Source organism: Mycobacterium sp. (genome assembly GCF_965277065.1).
Taxonomy (GTDB): Bacteria; Actinomycetota; Actinomycetes; order Mycobacteriales; family Mycobacteriaceae; genus Mycobacterium.
In genome coordinates, this window is record NZ_CBDIBT010000018.1 from 151,921 (window position 1) to 176,936 (window position 25,016).

Consider the following 25,016-nt stretch of genomic DNA (forward strand, 5'->3'; position numbering starts at 1 on the left):
CTTCGCCTGAGAGAATACTATTCTCTCAAAACGATAGGATCTTCTCAATGTCTGCGACCGCGCTGGTCTTCGAGGAGCGGCACTACACGTTGCCGCAGCTCGAAGCGTTCGCGGACGGCCTGGCCACCGGCCTGCGTGAGCGGGGTGTGATGGCCGGCGGGCGGGTCGCTTTGATGTCATCCAATCGTCCCGAGTTCGTCGTCGCGCTGCTCGCCATCTGGCGGCTGGGCGCCGTCGTCGTGCTGATTAGCCCGGCCTGGAAACGGCACGAGGTCGAGCATGCCCTGGCGCTGACGAGCCCGTCGCACGCCGTTGGCGATCACGAGGTGCTGTCGGATGTGATGCCGATGCTGCATCTCGACGAGCCCATCGCCGAGGGCGAATCACACGTCGTGGCCGCACCGGACGCCGACGCGGTGCTGGCATTCAGCTCGGGCACAACGGGCCTCCCGAAAGCCGTTCGGCACACGCATCATTCGCTGCGGGCTGCGGTGGCTCACTGGCGCGGGGCGTTGGGTTTGACGGCCGACGACCGCATTCAGATCACCACGCCGCCGTCGCACATTCTCGGCCTGCTCAACATCGTGACCGCGTTGCAAACCGGCGTGTGGATGCGCCTGCATCGCCGCTTCGACATCGACCGCATGCTGCAAACCATTCAGGACGACCGGATCACCGTCGAAATAGCCGTCGCGCCAATCGCCTTGGCCATCGCGTCGCATCCCCGACTGGAGTCCTACGATCTGTCCTCGCTGCGGTTCATCATGTGGGGTGCGACGCCGGTCAGCGCCAGCGTCGCCGAGACCGTCACCAGGCGCACCGGCGTCGGGTGGGTTCCGGCCTACGGCACCACCGAGTTACCGGTGATCGCCTGCAACCCGCTCGACGGCGGACGGCTCGACTCGGTCGGGCGACCGGTGCCGGGCGTGCGGGTGCGCGTGACGTCGTTGCAGACCGGCGCGCCGATCGGCGCGGGTGAGGTCGGCGAGATCCAGGCACGATCCGAATCGTTGATGGCCGGTTATCTGCCGCGCGAGGCCACCCGAGATGCGTTGTGCGACGGGTGGTACCGCACCGGTGACATTGGCTACCTAGAAGCTGACGGATGGTTGCGGATCACCGACCGGTCCAAGGAATGATCAAGGTCCGCGGGTTCCAGGTGGCGCCCGCCGAGATCGAGACCGTACTGCACGGACACCCGGCCGTCGCAGACTGCGCAGTGTTCGGCATCCCCGATGGCGCCGACGGGGAGTTAGTCATCGCCGCGGTCGCCACCCGCGAACCGGTCGATGCCGCCGAACTCTCCGCTCGGGTCGGGGAGCGCCTGGCCTCCTACAAACGTCTGAGTCGTGTCGTGTTCGTATCCGAAATACCTCGGCTGCCTTCGGGCAAGGTACTGCGCCGAGTCCTCAAGGAGCGCTATGGATGTACGTCTGACAGCTGAACAACAACAGCTGCGAGATGCAGCCGCGAAACTCGCCGACGATCTCGGTCCGGGATCGGTGCATGATCTCGGTGACACCGAGCGAATAGCCAGGCTCGACAAGCAGATTCAGCTGACCGGCTGGCGATCGCTGCGCTCCGACGAAGCGTCCGCAGTCGAAGTCGCGATTGTCGCCGAGGAGTTCGGTCGCGGGCTGGTGGACGCCCCGTTTCTAGGTCCGGTGCTGGCCGACGACCTGTCCCGGCGGATCGGCGACGACGGCTCCGGGTCGACCATCGCGGTGGGCGGCCGGGCCGTCGATGCCCGGGGCTACCGACGCGCGTTGACGCTGAACGGCACGACGGTATCGGCCGCCGACGCGGGCGCTGACGGTGACGCCGTCGACCTGACGAGAGCCTTTGCAGCTGTCGGCGAAACGACCACTGCTGTCGGCGATCTGGACCCCGAGGCCGCGCAACAATGGCTGGCGCTCGCGCTGGCGACCACATCGGCCGACCTGGTCGGCACCGCGCGCGGCGCGCACACCCTTGCCTGCGAGTACGCGAAAATCCGTGAGCAGTACGGCAAGTCGATCGGCTCCTACCAGGCCATCGCGCACCTGCTAGCCGAGAGCCTGGCCCTGATCGAGGGATCGGTCAGCATCCTGCGGCATGCGGCCTGGGCGGTCGATGAGTTGGACCCGGCCGACGCGATCCGCGCCGGACGTTTTGCGAAGGTCTACTGTGCGCGCGCCGCGCGGACCGTATGCGAGACCGCGATTCAGGTGCACGGCGGTATCGGCAACACCTGGGAGTGCCTGGCGCATGTGTTCCTGCGCCGTGCGCTCACCTCGACGCAATTGTGGCCCGTCAAGCTGGAGGAGATCAGCGTTGGACTTCCGTGACTCGCCCGACGAAGCGGCATTCCGTGACCGGTTGCGATCGTGGCTTTCAGTGCACGCCAGGGAGTTTCCCTGCTCCGGTGACGAATACTGGGCCCGGCAGGGCGAATGGCACAGCGCCCTGTACGAGAGCGGTTTCTTCGGGCTGAGTTGGCCGCGCGAATACGGCGGCCAGGAACTACCGCCGGTGTACGACGTCATCCTCGACGAGGAGTTGGCACGCGCTGAGGCGCCGCCGCGGCCCAGCCTGGGTTATCTGGTCGCGGGGCTGAGCCGGCATGGCAGCAAAGAGCTGTGCGCGCGATTCCTGCCAGGAATGATCAACGGCAGCGAGCGGTGGTGCCAGGGCTTCAGCGAACCAGGCTCGGGCTCGGATCTCGCGTCGTTGACGACCACCGCCACCCGCGATGGCGGTAACTACGTCATCAACGGACACAAGATCTGGACCAGCTACTCCGACGTCGCGGACTGGTGTCTGTTGCTGGCCCGCACCGATCCCGAAGCCAAACGGCACCGCGGCATATCGGCTTTCATCATCGGAATGAAACAGCCTGGTGTGCAACAGCGGCCGCTGCAGATGATCAACGGTGTCACGACCGAATTCGGGCAGGTGCTGTTCGACGGCGCGACGGTGCCGGCCGAGAACACGGTCGGCGCCCCCGGCGAGGGCTGGCCGCTAGCGATGATCGTCGTCGGGCACGAACGTGAGCCGTCCACGCTGGGGTACGCGGCGCGTTACGGCAAGCTGGTTCGTCAGCTGGCCGCGCGCACCGACGGCTCGCCTAGTGAGGAACTTGCCTGGGCCGCAGTACAAACGGAGATGCTGACTCATCATGTCCGGCGGCGGCTGTCCGAGCAGCTCGACGGGTTGACCCACACCTCGGATGGATCGCTGGACAAGCTGCTGATGACCTGGGTCGAGCAATCGGTCGGCCATGCGGCGCTGGCGGTGGGCGGCATCGACGACCCCAACCTGCTCAGTGCCTACCTCTACAGCCGTGCGCAGAGCGTGATGGGCGGCACGTCGCAGATCCAGAAGAACATCATCGCCTCACGAATCCTGGGGTTGTAGAAGTGATCGCGAGCGCGGGCGAAGCCCGGGTGAAGCGGGTCACGACCAATGACGTAGAAGTGATCGCGAGCGCGGGCGAAGCCCGGGTGAAGCGGGTCACGACCAATGACGTAGGAGTGATCGCGAGCGTGGGCGAAGCCCGGGTGAAGCGGGTCACGACCATCGAAGGAGCTTGAACATGTACGACATGCCAACCGAAATCGACGTACAGGCCGACGGCCCGCTGCGGATCATCACCCTGAACCGGCCCAACTCGCTCAACTCGGTCAACGACTCGCTGCACCACGGGCTGGCGAAGCTGTGGCAGCGGCTGAGCGACGACCTGAGCGCCCGGGTTGCGGTGATAACCGGTGCGGGAAGGGCGTTTTCGGCCGGTGGCGACTTCGGATATCTCGAGGAACTGGCGAACGATGCAGCCCTGCGCGCGAAGACCATCATCGACGGGCGCGAGATCGTATTGGGCATGGCGCGCTGCCGCATTCCCGTGCTGGCCGCCGTGAACGGGCCGGCCGTCGGATTGGGGTGCAGCCTGGTGGCGCTGAGCGACATCGTCTACATCGCCGAAGACGCCTACCTGGCCGACCCGCACGTGCAGGTGGGACTGGTCGCCGCCGACGGCGGACCGCTGACCTGGCCGCTGCACATCAGTTTGCTGCTGGCCAAGGAGTACGCGCTGACCGGCGCCCGCATCCCCGCCGCGAAGGCGGTCGAACTGGGCCTGGCCAACCACGTTGCAGGCGACCCGCTAGCCGAGGCAATCAAAGCGGCGAAGAAGATGCTCGAACTGCCTCAGCAGGCCGTCGAGAGCACCAAGCGTGTCCTCAACCTGCATCTCGAACGCGCGGTGCTGGACACCATCGACTATGCGCTGTCCGCGGAAAGCCAGTCCATGCAGACCGAGGACTTCCGCGCTATCGTCGCAAAATTCAACGCGGGCAAGAACTAGCTGCTCGAGTGCCTCCTGCTACTTCGGCGGGAAGCGCAGCGACGATGCTCTGCACAAACGCGCCGTATTCGGGAGACCGGCCCATTCGCTTGGGGAACGGGACCTGCGGGCCCAAGTACGCCTCGCATCGCTGTTTCCCTTATTGCAACTGACGCTCTCTGGCTGAGAGAATAATGTTCTCATATCACTCCGGATCGTCGGCGGCGGTACGGGACGGATACCGTCAGGAAGTGCCCGCTAAAGGAGCCCAATGACGAACGACGACGTTCTGGTCATCATCGGCGTTGGCGGCATGGGCGTCGCGGTCGCCCGTCGCAGCGGGGCGGGCCGGACCATCGTGCTGGCCGACATCAACGCCGCCGGCCTCGAAGCCGCGGCGGCTGCCCTGACTGAGGACGGGCATCACGTGCTGACCCGCGAGGTCGACGTCACCTCCCGCCACTCGCTGGCGGCGGTCGCTGAGAGCGCGCAGGCGGTAGGACGCGTCACCGCTGTCGTGCACACCGCGGGACTCTCGCCGGTGCAGGCGTCCGCCGAGGCGGTGCTGGCCGTGGACCTATTGGGGGTGGCAATGAGCATTGACGAATTCGGCCGGGTGATCGAACCCGGCGGTGCCGCAGTTGTCATCGCCAGCATGGCCGGCCACATGATGCCCGCTCTCGACCCGGAAGTAGAGCGGCAGCTCGCGACGGCGCCGGCCGAAGAGCTACTCGGTCTCGACGTCTGCTCGACCATCACCAGCAGCCAAATGGCGTACCCACTTGCGAAGCGGGCCAACCAGATCCGGGTCGCAGCCGCGGCCGGAACCTGGGGTGAGCGCGGCGCCCGCATCAATTCGATCAGCCCCGGCGTCATCTCGACGGCGATGGGCCGGCTCGAGCTCGAGAGCGAATCGGGCACGCTGATGCGGGCAATGGTGGACAACTCCGGCCTCCGACGCCTCGGCACACCCGAGGACATTGCGGCCGCTGCGGAATTCCTGCTCGGGCCGTCGGCGTCCTTCGTCACCGGCACCGATCTGCTGGTCGACGGCGGCGTGGTCGGCGCAATCCGCACCGGCACAATCGATCTGGCGAAGGCGCTCGCCGGCGGCTGATACCGGATTGCTAGTCTACCGAGGCGATGCCGATCCGAAGCGAAACCATCGTGGTCGACGGTCTGGCCACCTACTACTTGGAGGCCGGTGATGGCGATCCGGTGGTTCTGCTGCATGGTGGTGAGTTCGGCGTCAGTACCGAAATTGCCTGGGAGGCAACGATACCTGCGCTAGCAACGCGGTACCGCGTGGTGGCGCCGGGCATGCTGGGATTCGGGGGATCGGCGAAGGTTCTCGACTTCAACGACGGCCGCGGCATGCGGATCCGCCACATTGCCCGGTTCTGCGCCGAACTCGGCATCAGCTCGGCGCACTTCGTCGGCAACTCGATGGGCGCGATCAACTTACTCGTCGACGCCACCTCTGAGTCGCCGGTGCTGCCGGTGCGCAGCCTGGTGGCCATCTGTGGCGGCGGTGAGATCCAATGCAACCAGCACATGGAAGCGCTCTACGACTACGACGCGACGCGGCCGGCCACTGCCCTCAGCTCGAACAGTCGGGCGACGTGAACGCGGTCTTGCTGGACTTTCTGGCGTCCGTCGAGGGCTGAGCGGCGGCACGCAAAGCCAGCGCAAAGCGGGCATTCATCTTTTATTAAGCTCGACGCTGTTTGCTGTTAACGGTGACCCGTCGTCGAGAGGAACCTGGTGAAGGTCGGCCGAGCTAGCGCGGCGCTGAGCCTGCTGGTAGTCGCCGCTCTCGCGCTGTCGGCGTGCGGTGGCAGCAGCAACAGCACCGCGACCTCGGGGTCCGGCGCGGCATCGGTACCGGTGAACTGCGGCGGCAAAAAGAAACTCCTGGCCAGCGGCTCGACCGCCCAGACAAATGCGATCGAGCAGTTCGTCTACGCCTACATCCGCGCCTGCCCGGGTTTCACGCTGGACTACAACGCGAACGGTTCGGGCTCGGGCGTACAGCAGTTCGTCGACAACGAGACCGACCTGGGCGGCTCCGACAAGCCGCTGGATCAGGCGAAGGGTGAGCCCGAGAAGGCGCAGCAGCGATGCGGCTCACCTGCCTGGGACCTACCGTCGGTGTTCGGCCCGATCGCGGTCACCTACAACCTCGACGGTGTGAGCGCGTTGAATCTGGACGGCCCGACCACCGCCAAGATCTTCAACGGCGCCATCACCACCTGGAACGATCCGGCGATCAAGGCGCTCAATTCCGGCGTCGATCTGCCCGCGACGCCGATCCACGTCGCATTCCGCGACGACAAGTCCGGCACCACCTACAATTTCCAGAAGTACCTCGCGGCCGCTTCCGACGGCGCGTGGGGCAAAGGCACCGAAGAGACCTTCGATGGTGGTGTGGGCCAGGGCGCGACCGGCAATGAGGGCACCTCGTCGGCCTTGCGGTCCACCAACGGGTCGATCACCTACAACGAGTGGTCATTCGCGGTCGGCCACCAACTGAGCATGGCTCAGATCGTGACGTCGGCCGGTCCGGATCCGGTGACGATCACCACCGACTCGGTCGCCAAGACGATCGCCGGGGCGAAGTTCGCCGGGCCGGGCAACGATCTGGTGGTCGACACATCGTCGTTCTACAAGCCGTCGCAGGCCGGCGCGTATCCGATCGTGCTGGCCACCTACGAGATCGTCTGCTCGAAATATCCGGATTCGTCGACCGGCGCAGCGGTAAAAGCGTTCATGCAGGCCACAATCGGGGCCGGGCAAGAGGGTTTGGATCAGTACGGCTACATCCCGATGCCGAGCTCATTTCAGTCGAAACTGGCTGCGGCCGTGGACGGTATCTCGTGATGAGCGGCGGTCAACCGGGTTCGCGGGTCGGGTCGTGGTTCGGGCCCTACCGGCTGACGCGGCTGCTGGGACGCGGCGGGATGGGCGAAGTCTACGAGGCCGAGGACACCCGCAAGGGCCGGATCGTCGCGCTCAAACTGATATCGCCGGAGTACTCCGACGATCCGACGTTCCGGGCCCGGATGCAGCGTGAGGCCGGCGCGGCCGGGCGGCTGACCGAGCCACACGTCGTGCCCATTCACGATTACGGCGAGATCAACGACCAGCTCTACCTGGACATGCGCCTGATCGACGGCGCGAACCTGGCCGCTGTCCTCAAACAGACCGGCGCGATGAGCCCGCCCCGTGCGGTGGCGATCATCCGACAGGTTGCCTCCGCGCTGGATGCTGCGCACGCCAATGGCGTCACGCACCGCGATGTGAAACCGGAAAACATCTTGATCACCGGCGACGACTTCGCCTACCTGGTGGACTTCGGAATCGCCCGCGCCGGAACCGATCCCGGGTTGACCCAGGCCGGGATGGCGTTGGGAACCTACAAGTACATGGCCCCGGAGCGGTTCAGCGACCACCAGGTCACGTATCGATCTGACATCTACTCGCTGGCCTGCGTGCTGGGCGAATGTATTACCGGCACACCGCCTTACCGTGCCGACAGCATCGAACGGTTGATGCATGCCCATCTGATGGAACCGGCCCCGCGGCCCAGCCAGCTGCGGCCCGGCCGAGTCCCGGCGGCGCTGGATCAGGTCGTCGCCACCGGCATGGCCAAGAATCCCGGACAGCGTTATCGCAGCGCCGGAGACCTGGCCAACGCCGCGCTACACGCGTTGACCGCACCCGATCAGCACCAAGCGGAGAGCATCCTGCAGCACACCGAGGATGCCGCCAACGCGCACACCATGATGCGTCCCGCGGTCGCCGGCGCGGGCGCCCGCGGGTGGAGCCAGCCGCCCGTCGCTGCGGGCGGCTGGAGTCGTCCGCGCAGCGCCTCGGTGACCGGAACGCCCTCCAGCGCAGCACATCCCGACTTCGGGGCCAATGCTCCGCGGCGACGCGATCGGCGCAAGCTGTGGATGATCCTCGGCGCGGCGGCGGTGCTGCTCGTCGCCCTGTTCGGCTACGCAGTGCGTCCGCAGGGAGGACCCGCGGGGGAGTCCTGCGGGCAGAACATCCTTCCGTTCAACGGGCTCAACTTCCGCCTTTCGCCCGGTGGCGTGGCGGTGGATTCGTCCGGCGACGTGTACGTCACCAATCAGGGGATGTACGGCAGGGTGGTGAAGTTGGCCCCCGGCTCTGACACCCCGACGGTGCTGCCGTTCAACGGCCTCTACCAGCCTCAGTCGGTGGCCGTCGATTCTGCGGGAGCGGTGTATGTCACCGATTTCAACCATCGGGTCTTGATGATGGCCCCTGGGTCGAACAACCAGACACAGCTGCCATTTACCGGCCTCAGCTTCCCCGAGGGGGTTGCCGTCGACGGAGCCGGCAGCGTGTACGTCGCAGACCGGGGTAACGACCGGGTGGTGAAATTGCCGTCCGGCACCAACACCCCGACGGTGCTTCCGTTCACCGGTCTGAACCACCCCGACGGCGTGGCCGTCGACGGCGCCGGCAATGTCTATGTCACCGACTCCGACAACAACCGGGTGGTGAAGCTGGCGACCGGTTCAAACGAGCAGACCGTGCTGCCCTTCACCGGGATCAGCGCGCCGTGGGGCGTGGTCGTGGACGCCGCGGGCAATCTTTATGTCAGCGAGCACGACAACAACCAGGTGCTCAAACTCCCGCCCAACTCGAACGCTCCAACTCCATTGCCGCTCAACGGTCTCAACACCCCGCTGCAGCTGGCGCTGGACAAGGACAGCAACGTCTACGTCGCGGACCGCGGCAACGACAGAGTGGCCGAGCTCCGCGTCGCGGGATGCTAGGGCTGACGCCGGACGAACTCAGCGGCGGCGCAGCGCGATCGCCCGGTTGACCAGTGCGGCAACCAGATACACCACCGCCACCACGATGATCAGCGTCAGCGCGGCACCCCAAACCCTCAGGAAGCCGGCATGTTCGGGGTTGTTGAGCTCGGAGTAGATCAGCAACGGCAACGAGGCCATGTTGCCGTTGAAGATGTCGAAGTTGATCGACCGGCTGTAGCCGACCAACACCAGGACCGGCGCGGTCTCGCCCATCACGCGGGCGATCGAGAGCAGGACGCCGGTGACGATGCCCGGCATCGCGATCGGAACGACGATGCGCGTGATGGTCTTCCACTGGGGAATGCCCAAGGCGTAGCCGGCTTCTCGGATGTCCTGCGGTACCAGCCTGAGCATCTCCTCTGTGGAGCGCACCACGACCGGCAACATCAGTAGGACTAACGCCAGCGACACCGCAAAAGCGCTCTGCTGAAATCCCAGGGTGGCGATCCACAGGGTGAAGATGAACAGGGCCGCGACGATCGAGGGTAGTCCCGCCAATACGTCGACCATGAAGGTGGTGAACCGCGCCAGTCGACCGGATCGATATTCCGCCAGATACACCGCGGTCATGAAACCCAGTGGGACAGCGATGATCGCCGCGACACCGGCCTGCACCACAGTGCCGTACAGCGCGTGATAAACACCGCCGGCGAAATGCTCCGGCAGCACACCGCGCAGCGAGTGGCTCCACCAGTCGGGCTGCACAATGGCATAGGAGCCGCGCTGGATCACGATCCACAACAACCAGACCAGCGGTATCAGTGCCAGCGCGAACGAGAGAACGAAAAACGTTGCCGCGACTGTGTTCTTGATCCTGCGCCGGATGCTGATCGGCTGAATGGCGGACGCCTTGACCGGCAGCTCGAGAGTCACTGTGCCCATGGGCGCCACTCCTCCCCATCGCCTCGCTCTGCATCGTCGTCGGCGCGGATCATATCTTGACTCTCCGGCCGACGATCGCACGAGCGGCGGCATTGACGATGAAGGTGAGGACGAACAGTACGAAGCCCGCAGATATATAGGCCCCGGTGGGTAGAGGTTCACTGAATTCGCTTGCCGCCGACGCGATTTTGGACGCAAAAGTGTAGCCACCGTCGAACAGCGACCAATGGCCGGCCGAGGCGGACGCGCGCAGAATGATCAGCACGGCCACCGTTTCGCCCAGCGCGCGGCCCAAACCGAGCATCGATGCGGCGACGGCACCGCTGCGGCCGTAGGGCAGCACGGTCATCCGCACTACCTCCCATTTCGTCGCTCCGAGCGCCTGCGCGGCTTCGGTGTGACTGGTTGGGGTCTGCCGAAACACTTCTCGCGACACCGAGGTGATGATGGGCAGGACCATTACGGCCAGCACCACACCGGCGGTGAAGATGTTGCCGCCGCCGGCCAGCGACACATCGCCGGCCTTGAACGGAAACAACCAGCCCAACTTGTGGTTGAGCTGAGATTCGATCGGCGCGAGTTGCGGTGCCAGAACGAAGATTCCCCAGAGTCCGAAGACGATCGAGGGTACCGCGGCCAGCAGGTCGACGATTGCGCCGAAAGGGCGGGACAGTCTCGCCGGCGCGTACTGGGTCAGGAACACTGCGATCCCGATCGCGACCGGCACCGCGAGCGCCATCGCCCACAGCGAGCTGAGCAGCGTCACCATGAACAGGTCACGGATGCCGAACGCCAGGTTGTTGCTATCGGTGGTCGTGAACTGCGCGCTGGTGAAGAAGTTCGCGTGGTTGGCACGCAGCGCCGGGATGGCTTGGAGCAGAAGGAAAACCGCAATCAGACCGATCACGACGGTGATCGTCGAGGCGGCGACGGCGGCGACCGACTTGAAGAGTCGGTCGCCTACCGGTGCCTCAGTTGAGTCGCTGGCCCGCAGCGAGGACGCTGGCGCGGTCGACATGATGTGTCTGATCAGGCGATGGCGTTGACCGCGGTTGACAACCTCGACTTGAAGGCGTCCGGGATGGGGACATATCCGTTGTCCGCCAAGCCATTCTGACCGGGCCCGATGGTGGCCTGCAGAAACGCCTTGACCGCCGTGCCGATCTGACTGTCCGAATACTTCGAGCAGACCACCTCATAGGTTGCCAGCACGATCGGGTAGGAACCGGTCTGGGTGGGCTTGTAGAACGACAATGTGTCAAGGATCAGGTCGTTGCCCTGCCCTTTGATCTTTGCGCCGGCGATCGTCTTGCCGACCGAGTCGGCACTGATGGCCACCGGGTCGGGGCCCGCGGAGGTGACGATCTTCGCGACGTTCAGCTTCTGTGCCTGCGCGAACGACCACTCGTTGTAGGTGATCGAACCCGGGGTGTTCTTGATGGCGGCCGACGTTCCGTCATTGCCTTTGGCGCCTTCGCCGACACCACCGTTGAACGACTTCCCGCTGCCCTTACCCCAGGCGCCGTCAGAGGCGCCGTCGAGGTATTTCTGGAAGTTGTCCGTCGTTCCCGACTGGTCACTGCGGAACACGACATGGATGGGCAGATCCGGCAGTGGCGTACCGGCATTGAGCGCGGTCAGAGCCGGGTCGTTCCAGTTCTTGATCGTCCCGTTGAAGACCTTGGCCGCGGTCAGCCCGTCCAGGTTCAACGAGCTCACGCCGTTGACGTTGTAGGTTACCGCGATCGGGCCGAACACCACCGGCAGATCCCAGGCCGGTGAGCCGCAGCGCTGCTGTGCTTTGGCGTGCTCGTCGTCGCTCAGTGCTACATCCGAACCGCCAAAATCGGTTTGATTGCCGGTGAATTCGTTGATGCCGGCGCCCGAGCCATTGGCCGTGTAGTTCAGGGTCTGGCCCGAGCACGCCTGCTCGAACGCTTTGACGAAGCGGGCCATCGCGTTGGCTTGGGCCGTCGATCCACTGGCCTTCAGGGTCGGCTTTCCGCCGCAGTGCACGTTCGCCGACGAGGCGCCGGAGGTCGAGCCGCCTTCACTGGCGGTATTGTTGTTCCCGCATGCTGACAGCAGGAGCGCGCCGGTAGCCAACATGCTCACCGCAGCGCCAAATCGGTTGAATCTCAAATCAGTTCCTTTGAACGGTCGGGCTGATGGCAACTTCTACTGCGTCGCCGGGCCGGCACGGCCCACACACGGGCCCGACATAGGGAAGCGTGGCTGCTCTTGGCAAACGCCGTGAGGACTCGAAGTTAACAATTCGGCTCACCAAGCCGAACGTAGCATCGACCTCTAGGAGCAAGCTATCCGTGCCGTAAATCAATCGCTTGACTTAACCGACGCTGCGCCGATTAACTCTTTGTCATGGTCAACGAACTGCTCGGCAAGGTAGCGATCGTCACCGGCGGCGCTTCAGGCATCGGTGCAGGCATCGTCGAGAGGTTCGTGGCGGAGGGCGCGCGGGTGGTGATCGCCGACGTCGTTTGCGAGAAGGGTGAAGAGCTGGCCGCCAAACTCGGTGGCGAGGCGATTTTTCGATTAGTGGACGTTGCTGACCCCGAACAGGTCGGCGCTCTGGTCGAGGCAACCGTCGAGGCCCTCGGCGGCCTCGACGTAATGGTGAATAATGCCGGCATCTCCAGCCGGATGCACCGGAGCTTTCTCGACGACGATCTCGCTGATTTCCAGCGCGTGATGGCGGTCAACGTCTTGGGGGTGATGGCCGGTACCCGCGACGCCGCCCGTCAGATGGCACCTGCCGGCGGTGGCTCCGTCATCAATATTTCGTCGATCGGCGGCATCCAGGCCGGCGGGGGAGTAATGACCTATCGGGCCTCCAAGGCCGCAGTCATCCAATTCAGCAAATCGGCTGCAATCGAGTTGGCGCACTTCGATATTCGTGTCAATTGCATCGCTCCGGGCAATATCCCCACGCCGATTCTGGCCTCGTCGGCTGCTGATGAAGATCGGGAGAAAATAGAACTTTTCGAGCAGAAACTGCGCGCGCAGATGCGTGCGGACCGCCCATTGCGGCGGGAGGGCACGCCCGAAGATGTTGCCGAGGCTGCGCTGTATCTAGCGGGCGACCGGGCCCGCTACGTGACGGGAACAGTCATGCGCGTCGACGGTGGGACCGCGGCGGGCAAGGCCCTTCGGCGCGCCGGCGAGGCGAAGAATTAAATCAATCACTTGACTTAACCCGGCTCGGCGCGTTGACTGATTCGGTGACCACCGCGAGGGCCGCGCGCAGCGATCGAGCCAGCACGACACAGGAGGCGATCCTGACCGCCGCGGAGCGGTTGTTCGCCGAGCACGGCGTGTTCGCCGTCTCCAATCGGCAGGTCAGCGAGGCTGCCGGCCAAGGCAACAACGCCGCGGTCGGCTATCACTTCGGCACCAAGACCGACCTGGTGCGGGCCATCGAGCAGCGACACCGGGAGCCCATCGAACGCCTGCGGGAAGACATGGTCGCGCAGACCACGAAATCCGAAGACACCAGGAGCTGGGTCGCCTGTTTGGTGCGTCCACTGACCGATCATCTGGCGGCCTTGGGCAATCCCAGCTGGTATGCGCGCTTCGCTGCACAGGTGATGACCGATCCCGCCTACTACAACATCGTCGTCAAAGACGCGCTCACCTCCGAATCGCTGGTTCAGGTGATCGATGGGATCAACCGGTGCCTGCCCGAGCTGCCCGCTGACGTCCTGATCGAGCGAAACCTGATGGCGCGCAACCTGCTCATGCACACCTGCGCCGACCGTGAACGGGCTTTGGCCGCGGGCGCATCCGCGCCGTGGACCTCCTGGGAGACCGCCGGAACACGCCTCATCGACGCGGTGGTGGGGCTGTGGCTGGCGCCCGTCACGCCACACGAGTGAAGAAGTAGAGATGAAAGTTTCTGTGGAACAAGACAAATGCGCATCATCAGGGAACTGCGTGATGCATGCGCCGGAAATCTTCGACCAACGCGACGATGACGGCGTCGTGCTCGTGCTCGACGAGAACCCGCCCGCCGAGCAGGCCGAGAACGCCCTTAAGGCCGAGGCCGGTTGCCCCGCACTAGCCATCCACCTCGAGGAGTGAGACGTGTCCGCCACACTCACCGGCAGCACAACTGAGGCGATCTCCGACGCGCCCGACTATCCGATGGCACGTGCCGGCGGTTGCCCGTTCGCGCCCCCTCCGGACGTGATGGACTTGGCCGGTGTCCGGCCGCTGTCCAGGGTGAAGATCTGGGATGGCAGCACGCCCTGGCTGATCACCGGTTATGAAGAAGCGCGTTCGCTGTTCTCCGATTCGCGGGTCAGCGTCGACGACCGGCGGCCGGGGTTCCCGCACTGGAACGAGGGCATGCTGTCCACCGTGCACAAGCGGCCCCGATCGGTATTCACCTCGGACGCCGAGGAGCACACCCGGTTTCGGCGGATGCTGTCAAAACCGTTCACTTTCAAGCGAGTTGAAGGTTTGCGATCGGCGATTCAGCAGATCACCGACGACTCCATCGAGGCGATGCTGGCTGGCCCGAAGCCCGGCGAGATCGTCGGTGCGCTGGCGCTGCCGGTGCCGTCGATGGTGATCAGCCAGCTGCTGGGCGTGCCCTACGACGACGCCGGGATGTTCCAGCACCACGCCAATGTCGGCCTCGCGCGGTATGCCGCCGCCGAGGATACGATGAAGGGCGCGATGAGCCTGCACAAGTATCTCGCGCAGCTCGTCGAGACCAAGATGGAGAATCCGGCCGAGGACGCGGTGTCGGACCTGGCCGAGCGGGTCAAGGCCGGCGAGATCAGCGTCAAAGAAGCCGCGCAACTCGGCACCGGGCTGCTGATCGCCGGACACGAGACCACCGCCAACATGATCGGCTTGGGCGTGCTCGCCCTGCTGCAGCACCCCGACCAGGCGGCGGTGCTGCGGGATACCGGCGACGCGAAAGTCGTTGCCAATGCTGTCGAGGAACTGTTGCGCTACCTGTCCATCATCCAAAACGGTCAGCGCCGCGTCGCCGCCGAGGACATCGACATCGCCGGCGAAACAATCAAAGCCGGCGAAGGCGTCATCATCGACAACGCGCCGGCCAACTGGGACCCCAAGGAATTCGCTGAACCCGAACGGCTCTACCTGCACCGCTCGGGCGCGGGTCAGCACGTCGCCTTCGGCTATGGCCGGCACCAGTGCGTCGGCCAGCAGCTCGCCCGCGCCGAACTGCAGATCGTGTTCCACACGCTCTTTCGCCGCGTTCCCACCCTGGAACTGGCCGTACCGATCGAAGATGTTCCACTCAAACACGACCGGCTTGCGTACGGCGTCTACGAACTACCGGTGACCTGGTGAGTACGGTCGCCAGCAGACCGGAGAGAACCACTGCAGAAGAAGTCTGGATCCGTATGGAGGGCCACTGATGTCAGCGCCAGCCGGGCACGCGGGTTGGTGCCATCGTCACGCGGCACCACCGCGACCCCGCCCACCACAGCGTCGGGAGAATGACCTCGGATTGCGTCCGTCATCCAGGCCGGGGTGATCTCGTCCCAGCTGCCGGGAGTTGACAACTCCGAAAGCGTCACGGCGGCAAACTACTTCAGGCAGCTGCCGCCGTCGATCGGAAGCGTGACGCCGGTGACGTAACGCGCCTCGTCGGAGGCCAGGAACAGCACCGCGTTGGCGATGTCCTCGGGTTCGACCCAGCCGATCGGCAGGGTGTGCATCAGCTGGCCGACGACCTTCATGTCCTCCGGGCCCGGGTTCTCCAGATCGGGACGGAACAGCCGCATGGTGCCGTCGTTCATGAACAGCGGCGTGTTGACGTTCGTCGGGTGCACCGAGTTGACCCGGATGTTCTTCGCGCCGAGCTCGACGGCGAAGGTGCGCATCAGTCCGACCACACCGTGCTTGGCCGCGACGTAGTGTCCGGTGTGCGGGTAGGCCTTGAGGCCGCCGACCGAGCTGGTCAGGATGATCGAGCCGCCGTTGCCGCCCGCGATGAGATGCGGCACACCAGCTTTCACGGTCTTCCACACACCGGTGAGGTTGATGTCTATCATGGCGGTCCAGTCGGTTTCGCTGGTCTTGTCCAGCGTGTGGCCACCGTTGCCGATGCCGGCGTTGGCAACGATGATGTCGAGGCGGCCGAGCTGCTCGACGCCGGTGTCCACCGCGGCCTTGAGCGCGTCGTAGTCACGGACATCGACCTCGGCGGTGTAGATCCGGCGGTTGTGGCCCTTGACCAGATCGGCGGTCTCGGCCAGATCCTCGGGTGTGGAGGCGACGATCAGATCGACGGTGTCGATCTTCTTGCAGATGTCCACCGCGATGATGTCGGCGCCCTCCTGGGCCAGGCGCACCGCATGCGCACGGCCCTGACCACGGGCCGCACCGGTGATGAACGCGACCTTTCCTTCGACTCGACCCGCCATCATTTCCTCGTTTCCTCATTCGTCCATGAACGTGAATCTGCTGTGGCTCAACCGATCACCGCAGGCATGGTGTCCCAGCCGCGCACGGTCGACGTCGGAGACAACGCGGCTCGACTGAGGTCGACCTGCCATTCAGGGAAGCGCTTCAAGATCTCCTCGAGCGCGATGCGGCCCTCGAGCCGGGCCAGTGCCGAACCCAAGCAGTAATGGGTGCCGACGCTGAACGACAGGTGCTGGCGAATTTCGCGGTGAATGTCGAAGACATCGCCGTCCGGTGGGAATTGGCGGTGGTCGCGATTGGCCGCGCCGATCAGCATCATCATCGCGCTGCCCTCGGGCACAGTCTGTCCGTGCAAGGTGATGTCACGGGTCACATAGCGGGCCACGTGCGGAGCCGGCGGCTCGAAGCGCAGCAGCTCCTCGATGGCCGCGGGAATCAGGGCCGGGTTTTCGGCCAGATCCCGTCGCTGATCGGGATGCTCGGCCAACACCTTGCCGGCCCAGCCGATCAGTCGGGTGGTGGTCTCGTTGCCCGCGCCCGACACCACGCTGATGTAGGTCAGCAATTCCCCTCGAGTCAACCGGCGCGTGACGCCCTTCTCGTCGGTGAATTCGACGTTCAGCAGATCGGACATGATGTCGTCCGAGGGATGCTCGGCGCGCCAGTCGATGAACTCGGCGAAGAACTCGCCGGTGTTCATCCCGGCCGCAGCATTCATGGGTTTGCCTGCCTCCGTGCGCATTTGGTCGTTCGTCATATCGCGCGCGGCCTCTTGATACTCCTCGGGGATACCAAGCAGCATGCCGATCACCCGCATCGGCATCTGGGCGCCGAGGTCGCCGACGAAGTCGAAACTGTCGCCGCCGGCGATCGGATCCAAACTCTTCGCGCAGAATTCGCGGATTTTGGGTTCCAGCGCGGTGATCTTGCGCGGGGTGAACATGCGTGCCAGCAGTTTGCGATGCACGTCGTGGATCGGCGGATCCTCGAAAATGATCACGCCCGGCGGGATATCGATGTTGGCCTTGATCAGCTCGATGATGGCGCCGCGTGCCGAGCTGAAGGTTTCATGGTCGACCAGCGCGGTCGACATCGGCGAACCGGCTGAGCGCATAGAAGTCGTGCTGCTCGTTGTGATACAGCGGCGCTTCTTCGCGAATCGCCCGGAACGCCTGGTAGGGGTCGGCATTGATCTCCACGTCGTACGGGTCGTAATAGACACCGTCGGGTGCAGTCACTGTCACGGGGTTTCGCCTCTCGCCGCGCGCGCATAGACGCTCAGAATGTGCGGCAACTCTGTCATCACGCGGCCACGGGTGTCAACGACGGATCCGTTTCCGCTACTTAGGATTCTTTCAAAGCGAGAATAGCATTCTCGGAATGGCTCGGGGGTGCGATATCGGGACACTTTTTCGTCCTGCGCGGATTCATTCTCCGTTGGCGCGAAAGCGCAGCAGCGCTTCCTGCGCATAGACGCGCCCAGCGCGCCGTCCGTGGTCAGGACGTCGCCGCGGCCGAAGCGCGGTGCAGATCCAGGCAGCCGAGCAGGTCGGTCCAGAGATCGAGCACGCGGTCATTGTAAGTTAAGTTCTCGCTGACCGGTAAGCCGATTCTCGGATCGCTACGAGCCGACGAATCCCTGCGAGCAGAAGTCCCAGACCTCGTCGGCGGTGATGGGATGCACGGTCGCCTCGTCGGGCCCGCCGCTGGATTGCGCGATGAACATCACGGTCTGCATGGTCATCGCCGCCATCCGCTTCGGGTTGACGCCGGACCGCAGTTCACCCGCCTCGCTGGCAGCTTCCATCAGCTCAGTGAGCAAAGCGACCAGCGGCGCGTGCGCGATCTTGACCTCTTCCGGATGCGAAACCAGCAGTCGCGGAGCAAAATCGGTGAACAGCGGTCGCTTGGCTGCCGGGTCCGGACGCGAGGCCTCGAACAGCAGCTCGACGGCAACTTTCAGCCGCTCGATCGGGGCGTCGTGATTGGCCGTCGCGGCGCGAATCTGGTCCGACGAGCGGCTCAGGGCGTCCTCGAAAAGCGCCAGCAACAACTCGTGTTTGCCGTCGAATTGCAGGTAGAAGCTGCGCAGCGACTGCCGCGAGCGGTCGACCACTTCTTGGACGGTGAAGTCCGTGCTGCCCTTTTCGATGATGATGGACTGCGCCGCATCCAGGAAGCGCTGGACGCGCTGCGCAGCCCGCAGTTTCGCCGTCTTGATCGACCGTTCGACGGCGCGTTGTTTCCAGGCGGGCTCTTCGCTCGGGCTGGTCACGGGCGGCTCAGATGATTGCCGCGGGGGGAGAACATGGTTGGACTGTACCGGAGAACGTCGTGTCATTGCTGTGCTCTCTCCCTCGCGGGACGACGTGTCTGAGATTGTAACTTTCTCTTCACGAGAATACTATTCTCTCACCGCTCGGCGGGGAAGCGGAATGCGATTTACGGAGGGCTCGTGCAACTGAGCTTCGAGTTTGACCGCTATCTGCGCAGCTTCGCGGCGACCATTGCGGGTAGGACATCGGAGATTCAGCGCAACATCACCGCGCAACGGATTCTCGGCCTGCCGCGAAGCTGAACTAGAGCTGGGCAAGTCGCGGTGCAAACCCCTTGGCGCGCAACGCCGCTCCTGCTTCACGCGTCAGCTCGCGGGAGCTGCCGAGCATGGCGTCGAGGACCAATACGCGCTTGACGTGCCGGTGCAGCTCATGTTCGGCGGTGAAGCCGATGCCCCCGAGCACCTGCTGACAGTGCCGCGCGGCGGTCAACGCCGCTTGTCCGGCGGCGGCTTTGGCGAGAACAAAGCTCAATTCTTCCGGCTCGGCGGCGGCGCCGATCAGGGTAGCCTCCGCGCCTTCGATGGCGACCAGCGTTTCGGCCAGCCGATGCCGGATCGCCTGGAACGACGCGACCGGCTTCCCGAACTGGGTACGGTCCAGCGCGTGCCGGCGGGCCAGTGTCAGCATCGCGCGGCCGGCGCCCACCAGCCACCAGCCGAGCGCATGCCGTCCCGCCGCGACCGGCACCGAATCGCCCTGGGGCACCCGATGTATCGGCAAGTCGTCACCCAGCGTCGTGCTCGGTTGGTCGGTGCGCTCCCATTCGATCCAGGACCCGCCCGCATACGGCAGCGGCACGGTGCCGCCGCCGTCGCGGCCGGCTGCACGCAGCACGACGTCGTTCAGCACCGGGGCGTGGGCGCCGGTCTCGCCCAGCAGTCGGAAGACCAAAGGCACCGCGACATCGGGTATTTCGTCGAGCATCTCCAGCCAGCCCCGCTCGGCCAGCGCGGCGTCGAGCCGCTGGCCGGACGCCGTCGCCATCGTCTTGCGCAGGCCGTCTTTCAGCAATTGCAAGGATTCGCTGTCCACGCTCACTCCTTGCCCAGATCCAACAGCCGGCGCGCGATGATGTTGCGCTGGATCTCGGCGGTGCCGCCGTAGATGGTCGCCGCCCGAGAGTAGAGGAACTCCGAGCGCCACGGTGTGTCGTCGAGCTCCAATTCACAGTGTGCCGGGCAGCAGATCACGCATGGTGTCATAGAGCCGTTGCTCGGCGCCGGCCAGCAGCACCTTGTCGATGGAGGTGTCCGGCCCGAGTCGGGCCCCGTCGAGCAGCCGGTGCTGAGTGTCTCGCGATCGGCATCGCAACGTGTGCAGCGCGAGATAGGCGGCGCCGAGCTCGTATTCGTCGGGATCGGTTACCTCTGAGATCAGCTCGTCGAAGCGCGAGTAGAGGTACGCGATTCGCTGCCAGAAGCAACTGGACCGCTCATAGGGCAGCAGGTCCATCGCGAGCCGCCAGCCGTCTCCGGGCTGACCGAGCATTCGGCTCGCCGGAATGGCGACGTCGTCGTAGTAGACCTCGCAGAATTCGTCGACCCCGTGCATCGTTTGCAGCGGCCGAATGGTGATGCCCGGGGTATCCAGGTCGACGAAGAAGGCGGTGATCCCGTCGTAGCCGGGTGCCGTCCGGGTAAGCAGCACACACCGGGTGGAGAATTGGGCGTAGCTGGTCCAGACCTTCTGCCCGTTGACCACCCAGTTATCACCGTCCTGGACCGCTCGGGTGGTCAGAGACGCCAGGTCGCTGCCCGATCCCGGCTCGGAAAAGCCTTGGCACCATTGCTCTTCGCCCCGCAGCAGTCGCGGCACCATGTCGGCGGCCAGTTCCGCCGGGGCGTAGTCGATCATCGTCGGTGTGAGCACTTCGAGCATCGAATAGGGTCCCGGTTCGGCGAGACGACGGCCGACCACCTCTTCGCCGACCACCGCGCGCAGAATCGCCGGACCGCCCAACCCGCCGACTTCCTCCGGCCAGCCGTAGCGCATCCAGTCGCCGTCATAGAGCGCCCGGCTCACCCGGGCCATCTGGCGCATATGGCCTTCGAGCGAGTGATCCGGCCCGGGCGTCAGGTCGTGTTCGTCGAGCCAGGCCCGAAGAGCCGCCCGGAACTGCTCGACCTTCATGCAGGTGGTCGTCCTACTGCGTGCGGGCGGCCGGAGTCGTGTACGCCACTACGCCGAATGAACGTCATGGCACGGCTTTTCAGCCGCCACCCGTCGTCGGTCCGAACGTAGGTGTCCTTGTAATAGCCGATGCGCATGTCATGGGTGACGTTGTCGATGAAGCACAGCGGCTGCGTCCCGGTCGCTTCATCGCCATCCAGGTCGATCACCGGGGTCGCGGTCATGAACAGCCCTTTGGGGGCGGCATCGACCAACACCGGAAACCGGTCCAGCGAATAGGTTTCACCGAACGCGCTGTACGTACCGTCCGGAGTGAACACCGCGACCAGGCCGTCGATGTTTTCTTGCGTGATCGTCACCGCGTAGCGAGCCAGCAGTTGCTGAATCTCGACGAGGTCCTCAATGCGGTCCGACATAGACTTTGCCGCCTTTCATCACAAAGTTCACATGCTGGGTTACGGTGATGTCCGACAGGGGATCTCCCGGCACCGCGATGATGTCGGCAAGCTGGCCCTCGGCCAGCCGGCCTCGGTCGGTGACGTTGATCAACTCGGCGGCAACGGTGGTAGCCGCCCGCAAGACCGCCAGTGCCGGCATGCCCCATTCCACCAGAGTGACGAGCTCATCGGCATTCTTGCCGTGCGGGATGGCCGGAGCGTCGGTGCCGACCGCAATCTTCACACCGGCTTTATAGGCGGCTTTGATCGACGTCTCCGCCTTCGGAAACATCTCGGCTGCCTTGTCCTGCAACACCTTCGGAGCGTGAGACACGTCCATCGCCTGGGCGAGCCTACGAGTCGTCACCAGGAAGCGGTCGTTGTCGACCAGCATCTGGATGGCCTCATCGTCCATCAGAAACCCGTGCTCGATGCAGTCGATACCGCACGCGACCGCGTGCTTGACGGCTTCCGCTCCGTGGGTGTGCGCCGCGACCCGCAGCCCACGCCGGTGCGCCTCGTCGGCGATCGCCCGCAGCTCCTCATCCGAATAATGTTGCGCCCCAGCCTCGCCGGTCAACGACATCACGCCACCCGAAACGCACACCTTGATCAACTGGGCGCCATGCTTGATCTGGTAGCGCACTGCCTTACGGATCTCGTCGACCCCGTTGGCGATGCCTTCTTCGACCGTGAGCTCGAGTGCGCCAGGCATGAATGCAGCGAACATCGTCGGGTCCAGGTGCCCGCCGGTGGGAGTGATCGCGTGGCCTGCCGGGACGATTCGGGGTCCGTCGATCCAGCCCGCGTCGATAGCCTTGCCCAGCGCGACGTCGAGCAGATAACCGCCGGTCTTGACGAACAGGCCCAGATTACGCACGGTCGTGAATCCCGCCCACAACGTGCGGCGGGCGTTGCCGACCGCACGCAGCACGCGCGTCGGAGGGTCGTCCTGCACCTGGGACAACCCGGGCGTCTCGCCGCGCCCGCCCATCAGCAGGTTGACTTCCATGTCCATCAGACCGGGCAGCAGGATCGAGTCACCGAGATCGATAATGTCGCCTTCGGGTTCGCCGCCGACGCCGACGATCAGGTCACCCTCGATGCGCAGGATGCCGGGCGAGACAATCTCGCCGGCATCGACGTCGAGCAGCCCGGCAGCCTTGAGCGTGAGCACCGGCTAGATCACCGGTTCGCGGATCAGCTCCACCCAGGCCGCCCCGCTGTCGGGCACCCGCGGCTGCTTCCACGCTTCGATCGGAAACGAGATCATGACCAGCGACTGCATCAGATGCATCAGGGTCCGGGCGTCCTCGGGCAGGTCGTCGAGCGGGAACTTGTCGCAGTACTCGATGACGTCGTTCAACTTCGGAAACGCCACGTCGTAGAACGCCTGCATCTCGGGCATCGTCGAGGCCAGCCGCTTGGCGTAACGCTCAGGCTCGGTGGCCAGATCCCACTCCAGATATGGCTCCAGAGCGGCGAATTCAGCGGGCAGCTGCTTAGTGGTGGCCATTGCTGAGAACCTCCTCCTTGTAGCCAGTCACGTAATCGCCCGTCACCTTGTGCAGGTGGCGCAGCATGATTTCCTGATCGCACAGCGGGAAGTCGTTGACCACCTTGGTGCCGATCATGGTCTGGGTTGCCTCCAGGGTGTTCGCATCCTGCAACGCGTACTCCTTGAACGTCACCGCGGCGAGTTCCTGGGCCAGCCGTTCCCGCGCGTTCTTCGGTGGAACGAAGTACAGCGTGCTCTCGAAGATGTGCTTGTCGACGGCGGTGGGCCAGTAGTGGTAGGTCAGGAACCAGCCCGGCTCCCAGATCAGCAGCATCAGGTTGGGGTAGAAATGCCACTCGTCAATGCCCCACTGTGACGCCTTCTTCGGGTTGATGCCGGCGGGCAGTTCACCGAACGTTGCAATCAGTTCGGGCTTGTCCCACGGGCCGAAAAGCCCGCTGCGCAGCACCTGGTCCATCGGCTTGACCATGTCCATGGTTGCGGGCGGCGCCTGACCGCCCCAGGTCGAGATCATGGCGTGCGGGCTGGCCATCTCGTAGTGCAGCGCCTCGAAGCCGTACTTCTGGATTTTGGCGGCTTCTTCCTTGGTGTACTGACCCTGGTGCAGCACCGGCGCGTGGTAGAACTCGGCGAACGCGTCCATGAACAGCTTCCAGTTGCTGCCCACTTCGGCCCGGTACGAATAGCTTTCGGTCATTTCATGGAACGGATAGCCCTCGATGCCCTTGGCCAACGGGCCCAGGTAGTCGGTCAGCGGCTTCGCGTGCTGATCGAAGTTGATGAAGATGAAGCCTTCCCACACCTCGCAGCGGACGCCGACGAGGCCGTAGTCGCTCTTGTCGATGTCGAAGAACTCCTCCTCCTGTTGGATGAAAGTCAGTTTGCCGTCGAGGTCGTATCGCCAGGCGTGATACTTGCAGGTGAACTGCCGGCAGGTACCTGAGGTCTCCTCATTCGGAAAGTCGTTCCACACCAACTTGTTTCCGCGGTGGCGGCAGACGTTGTGGTAGGCCTTGACCGAGCCGTCCTTGGTCTTGACGATGATCACCGACATGCCCCTGCCGGCCGACGGGAGTTCCTTGGTGAAGTAACTGCCGGTGCGCGGAAGGCGTTCGACTCGACCGACGTTCAGCCAGGTGCGCTTGAAGACCGCATCGCGCTCGGCTTCGAAGAACGCCGGATCGATCGAGTCGGTGTAATCAACCGGCGCGGTACCCAGTTCCGGATAGTTCTCTGTCCAACTACCTGCGTCGGGCTTGGGAAAGTGTGCCAACGTCCTTACCTCTCTCGTGTTCCGCCGTCGAAGTCGTCTTCGACCTCGACGCCAAAAGTGTTCAGCGCCATGGCCAGTGCGATGTAGTTGCCGATGGTGAAGACCAAGTCCATCCGCTGCTGTTCGTCGAGTCGTTCGCCGAGGGCCGCCCAGGTCTGATCCGAGATCTTGCTTTTCTCGTCGAGTTCGTCGACGGCACACAGCAGGGCGCTGTCCAAGGCGTTGTCCGCCCGACCCGTCCGCGCCGCCTCGACGTCGGTATCGGTGAGGCCGACGTCTTTGCTCATCTCCACGTGATGCGACCACTCGTAGGCGCAGTCGCGGCGGTGTGCGACGCGCAGGATGAGCAGCTCGCGGATCCGCGGCGGCAGCGTCGACCCGTACAGCAGATAGGTGCTGTATTTGAGGTAAGCGCGGGTCAGCTTCGGATGACGGACCAGGGTCGACAGCAGGGTGCCTGCGTCGGCCGGGTTGCGCCGCTCCTCGGGGAGCATGACCGACACCGCGTGCCGGGCGGCGTCGTCCCACTGGTCCGCCTGCAGCGGGGACAAGCGCATCTGGGCTCCTCGGGTAGGAGAATCATATTCTCATATTTGATCAATAGGTTTCCATGAACTCGTGAATTGGTCAATCTTTGGGGCTTACCTGCGGCGACGTAGCCCTACCGCACCGCTCGGCCGATAGCTCCGATGCATGCATGACCACGGCAGGGGTAGCCTCAAGATGTTGATTCTCGCGTTTTGAGAAGCTAGTTTCCGTAGCACGGGAGAAGCCGGCGGCGATGTCGATTCGTCCGCGGGCTGACCACGGGTTCGCGACAATCATCAGACAACCGC

Annotated in this window: 23 protein-coding genes and 5 pseudogenes; 14 read left to right on the forward strand and 14 right to left on the reverse strand. The window is 64.6% G+C overall.

Annotation, left to right across the window (positions count from 1 at the left end; translation table 11 throughout):
- Positions 1–47: 47 nt before the first annotated feature.
- The 5 genes and pseudogenes from ACQY5A_RS12170 (at position 48) to ACQY5A_RS12190 (ending at position 4,342) form a co-directional block, all read left to right on the forward strand.
- Positions 48–1,444 (forward strand): annotated as a pseudogene (locus ACQY5A_RS12170) (class I adenylate-forming enzyme family protein).
- Complete coding sequence (locus ACQY5A_RS12175; RefSeq protein WP_428340627.1) at positions 1,422–2,327, forward strand: acyl-CoA dehydrogenase family protein; 906 nt, start codon at positions 1,422–1,424, stop codon at positions 2,325–2,327. Before ACQY5A_RS12170 ends, ACQY5A_RS12175 begins: the two are co-directional and overlap by 23 nt.
- Entirely contained in the window at positions 2,314–3,396 is a 1,083-nt protein-coding gene (locus ACQY5A_RS12180; protein WP_428340628.1) for an acyl-CoA dehydrogenase family protein, read from the forward strand. Before ACQY5A_RS12175 ends, ACQY5A_RS12180 begins: the two co-directional genes overlap by 14 nt.
- A gap of 2 nt (positions 3,397–3,398) precedes the next feature.
- The gene (locus ACQY5A_RS12185) at positions 3,399–3,572 is read left to right on the forward strand and encodes a hypothetical protein (protein WP_428340629.1); all 174 of its coding nucleotides are present in this window, start codon (positions 3,399–3,401) and stop codon (positions 3,570–3,572) included.
- Between the two features lie 2 nt (positions 3,573–3,574).
- Positions 3,575–4,342, forward strand: coding sequence for an enoyl-CoA hydratase/isomerase family protein (locus ACQY5A_RS12190; protein WP_428340630.1), 768 nt, complete (start codon positions 3,575–3,577; stop codon positions 4,340–4,342).
- Positions 4,343–4,382: 40 nt separating this feature from the next.
- Here ACQY5A_RS12190 and ACQY5A_RS12195 read toward each other — a convergent pair.
- A pseudogene (locus tag ACQY5A_RS12195) lies at positions 4,383–4,466 on the reverse strand (3-hydroxyacyl-CoA dehydrogenase); the annotation flags it as partial.
- 126 nt (positions 4,467–4,592) lie between these two features.
- Between ACQY5A_RS12195 and ACQY5A_RS12200 the strand changes: the two are divergent.
- The 4 genes and pseudogenes from ACQY5A_RS12200 to ACQY5A_RS12215 all read left to right on the forward strand — a co-directional run bounded on the left by ACQY5A_RS12200 (position 4,593) and on the right by ACQY5A_RS12215 (position 9,132).
- Positions 4,593–5,438: an SDR family oxidoreductase gene (locus tag ACQY5A_RS12200; protein WP_428340631.1), complete on the forward strand. Its 846-nt coding sequence runs from the start codon at positions 4,593–4,595 to the stop codon at positions 5,436–5,438.
- Positions 5,439–5,464: 26 nt separating this feature from the next.
- Positions 5,465–5,914 (forward strand): annotated as a pseudogene (locus tag ACQY5A_RS12205) (alpha/beta fold hydrolase); the annotation flags it as partial.
- A gap of 171 nt (positions 5,915–6,085) precedes the next feature.
- Positions 6,086–7,201: a phosphate ABC transporter substrate-binding protein PstS gene (pstS, locus tag ACQY5A_RS12210; protein WP_428340632.1), complete on the forward strand. Its 1,116-nt coding sequence runs from the start codon at positions 6,086–6,088 to the stop codon at positions 7,199–7,201.
- Positions 7,201–9,132 carry a serine/threonine-protein kinase PknD gene (locus ACQY5A_RS12215; RefSeq protein ID WP_428340633.1) on the forward strand — a complete coding sequence of 644 codons (1,932 nt, stop codon included), beginning with the start codon at positions 7,201–7,203 and terminating at the stop codon, positions 9,130–9,132. The genes pstS (ACQY5A_RS12210) and ACQY5A_RS12215 overlap by 1 nt, the downstream gene beginning before the upstream one ends.
- 18 nt (positions 9,133–9,150) lie before the next feature.
- Here the strand turns inward: ACQY5A_RS12215 and pstA are convergent, their stop codons facing one another.
- The 3 genes from pstA to pstS (ACQY5A_RS12230) are packed head-to-tail and all read right to left on the reverse strand — an operon-like array spanning position 9,151 to position 12,198.
- The gene (gene pstA, locus ACQY5A_RS12220) at positions 9,151–10,065 is read right to left on the reverse strand and encodes a phosphate ABC transporter permease PstA (RefSeq protein WP_428340634.1); all 915 of its coding nucleotides are present in this window, start codon (positions 10,063–10,065) and stop codon (positions 9,151–9,153) included.
- A gap of 40 nt (positions 10,066–10,105) precedes the next feature.
- The gene (pstC, locus tag ACQY5A_RS12225; RefSeq protein ID WP_428340635.1) at positions 10,106–11,074 is read right to left on the reverse strand and encodes a phosphate ABC transporter permease subunit PstC; all 969 of its coding nucleotides are present in this window, start codon (positions 11,072–11,074) and stop codon (positions 10,106–10,108) included.
- Between the two features lie 11 nt (positions 11,075–11,085).
- Positions 11,086–12,198, reverse strand: a complete 1,113-nt coding sequence (gene pstS, locus ACQY5A_RS12230; RefSeq protein WP_428340636.1) for a phosphate ABC transporter substrate-binding protein PstS — start codon at positions 12,196–12,198, stop codon at positions 11,086–11,088.
- Positions 12,199–12,435: 237 nt separating this feature from the next.
- Between pstS (ACQY5A_RS12230) and ACQY5A_RS12235 the strand changes: the two genes are divergently transcribed.
- The 4 genes from ACQY5A_RS12235 to ACQY5A_RS12250 are packed head-to-tail and all read left to right on the forward strand — an operon-like array spanning position 12,436 to position 15,402.
- The gene (locus ACQY5A_RS12235; RefSeq protein ID WP_428340637.1) at positions 12,436–13,251 is read left to right on the forward strand and encodes an SDR family NAD(P)-dependent oxidoreductase; all 816 of its coding nucleotides are present in this window, start codon (positions 12,436–12,438) and stop codon (positions 13,249–13,251) included.
- 44 nt (positions 13,252–13,295) lie between these two features.
- On the forward strand, positions 13,296–13,949 hold the full coding sequence (locus tag ACQY5A_RS12240; protein WP_428340638.1) for a TetR/AcrR family transcriptional regulator: 654 nt from the start codon (positions 13,296–13,298) through the stop codon (positions 13,947–13,949).
- 10 nt (positions 13,950–13,959) lie between these two features.
- Positions 13,960–14,154, forward strand: a complete 195-nt coding sequence (locus ACQY5A_RS12245) for a ferredoxin (RefSeq protein WP_428340639.1) — start codon at positions 13,960–13,962, stop codon at positions 14,152–14,154.
- A 3-nt stretch (positions 14,155–14,157) separates the two neighbouring features.
- Positions 14,158–15,402, forward strand: coding sequence for a cytochrome P450 (locus tag ACQY5A_RS12250; RefSeq protein WP_428340640.1), 1,245 nt, complete (start codon positions 14,158–14,160; stop codon positions 15,400–15,402).
- 239 nt (positions 15,403–15,641) lie between these two features.
- Here the strand turns inward: ACQY5A_RS12250 and ACQY5A_RS12255 are convergent, their stop codons facing one another.
- The 3 genes and pseudogenes from ACQY5A_RS12255 to ACQY5A_RS12265 all read right to left on the reverse strand — a co-directional run bounded on the left by ACQY5A_RS12255 (position 15,642) and on the right by ACQY5A_RS12265 (position 18,757).
- Entirely contained in the window at positions 15,642–16,481 is an 840-nt protein-coding gene (locus ACQY5A_RS12255; protein WP_428340641.1) for a mycofactocin-coupled SDR family oxidoreductase, read from the reverse strand.
- Positions 16,482–16,528: 47 nt separating this feature from the next.
- Positions 16,529–17,726 (reverse strand): annotated as a pseudogene (locus ACQY5A_RS12260) (cytochrome P450).
- Between the two features lie 377 nt (positions 17,727–18,103).
- On the reverse strand, positions 18,104–18,757 hold the full coding sequence (locus tag ACQY5A_RS12265) for a TetR/AcrR family transcriptional regulator (protein WP_428340642.1): 654 nt from the start codon (positions 18,755–18,757) through the stop codon (positions 18,104–18,106).
- Positions 18,758–18,937: 180 nt separating this feature from the next.
- Between ACQY5A_RS12265 and ACQY5A_RS12270 the strand changes: the two genes are divergently transcribed.
- The gene (locus tag ACQY5A_RS12270) at positions 18,938–19,060 is read left to right on the forward strand and encodes a hypothetical protein (protein WP_428341551.1); all 123 of its coding nucleotides are present in this window, start codon (positions 18,938–18,940) and stop codon (positions 19,058–19,060) included.
- A gap of 1 nt (position 19,061) precedes the next feature.
- On the opposite strand, the gene ACQY5A_RS12275 is transcribed toward ACQY5A_RS12270, so the two are convergent.
- From ACQY5A_RS12275 to ACQY5A_RS12305, 7 genes and pseudogenes are all read right to left on the reverse strand, one after another.
- The gene (locus tag ACQY5A_RS12275) at positions 19,062–19,805 is read right to left on the reverse strand and encodes an acyl-CoA dehydrogenase family protein (RefSeq protein ID WP_428341488.1); all 744 of its coding nucleotides are present in this window, start codon (positions 19,803–19,805) and stop codon (positions 19,062–19,064) included.
- Positions 19,806–19,855: 50 nt separating this feature from the next.
- A pseudogene (locus tag ACQY5A_RS12280) lies at positions 19,856–20,951 on the reverse strand (acyl-CoA dehydrogenase family protein).
- Complete coding sequence (locus ACQY5A_RS12285; protein WP_428340643.1) at positions 20,948–21,367, reverse strand: nuclear transport factor 2 family protein; 420 nt, start codon at positions 21,365–21,367, stop codon at positions 20,948–20,950. The pseudogene ACQY5A_RS12280 and the gene ACQY5A_RS12285 overlap by 4 nt, the downstream one beginning before the upstream one ends.
- On the reverse strand, positions 21,351–22,565 hold the full coding sequence (locus ACQY5A_RS12290; RefSeq protein WP_428340644.1) for a metal-dependent hydrolase family protein: 1,215 nt from the start codon (positions 22,563–22,565) through the stop codon (positions 21,351–21,353). The genes ACQY5A_RS12285 and ACQY5A_RS12290 overlap by 17 nt, the downstream gene beginning before the upstream one ends.
- 3 nt (positions 22,566–22,568) lie before the next feature.
- The gene (locus ACQY5A_RS12295) at positions 22,569–22,904 is read right to left on the reverse strand and encodes a hypothetical protein (RefSeq protein WP_428340645.1); all 336 of its coding nucleotides are present in this window, start codon (positions 22,902–22,904) and stop codon (positions 22,569–22,571) included.
- Positions 22,891–24,180 (reverse strand): aromatic ring-hydroxylating oxygenase subunit alpha, encoded by a 1,290-nt coding sequence (locus tag ACQY5A_RS12300; RefSeq protein WP_428340646.1) that lies wholly within the window; start codon positions 24,178–24,180, stop codon positions 22,891–22,893. The genes ACQY5A_RS12295 and ACQY5A_RS12300 overlap by 14 nt, the downstream gene beginning before the upstream one ends.
- Positions 24,181–24,185: 5 nt before the next feature.
- Positions 24,186–24,737, reverse strand: a complete 552-nt coding sequence (locus tag ACQY5A_RS12305; protein ID WP_428340647.1) for a carboxymuconolactone decarboxylase family protein — start codon at positions 24,735–24,737, stop codon at positions 24,186–24,188.
- Positions 24,738–25,016: the final 279 nt, after the last annotated feature.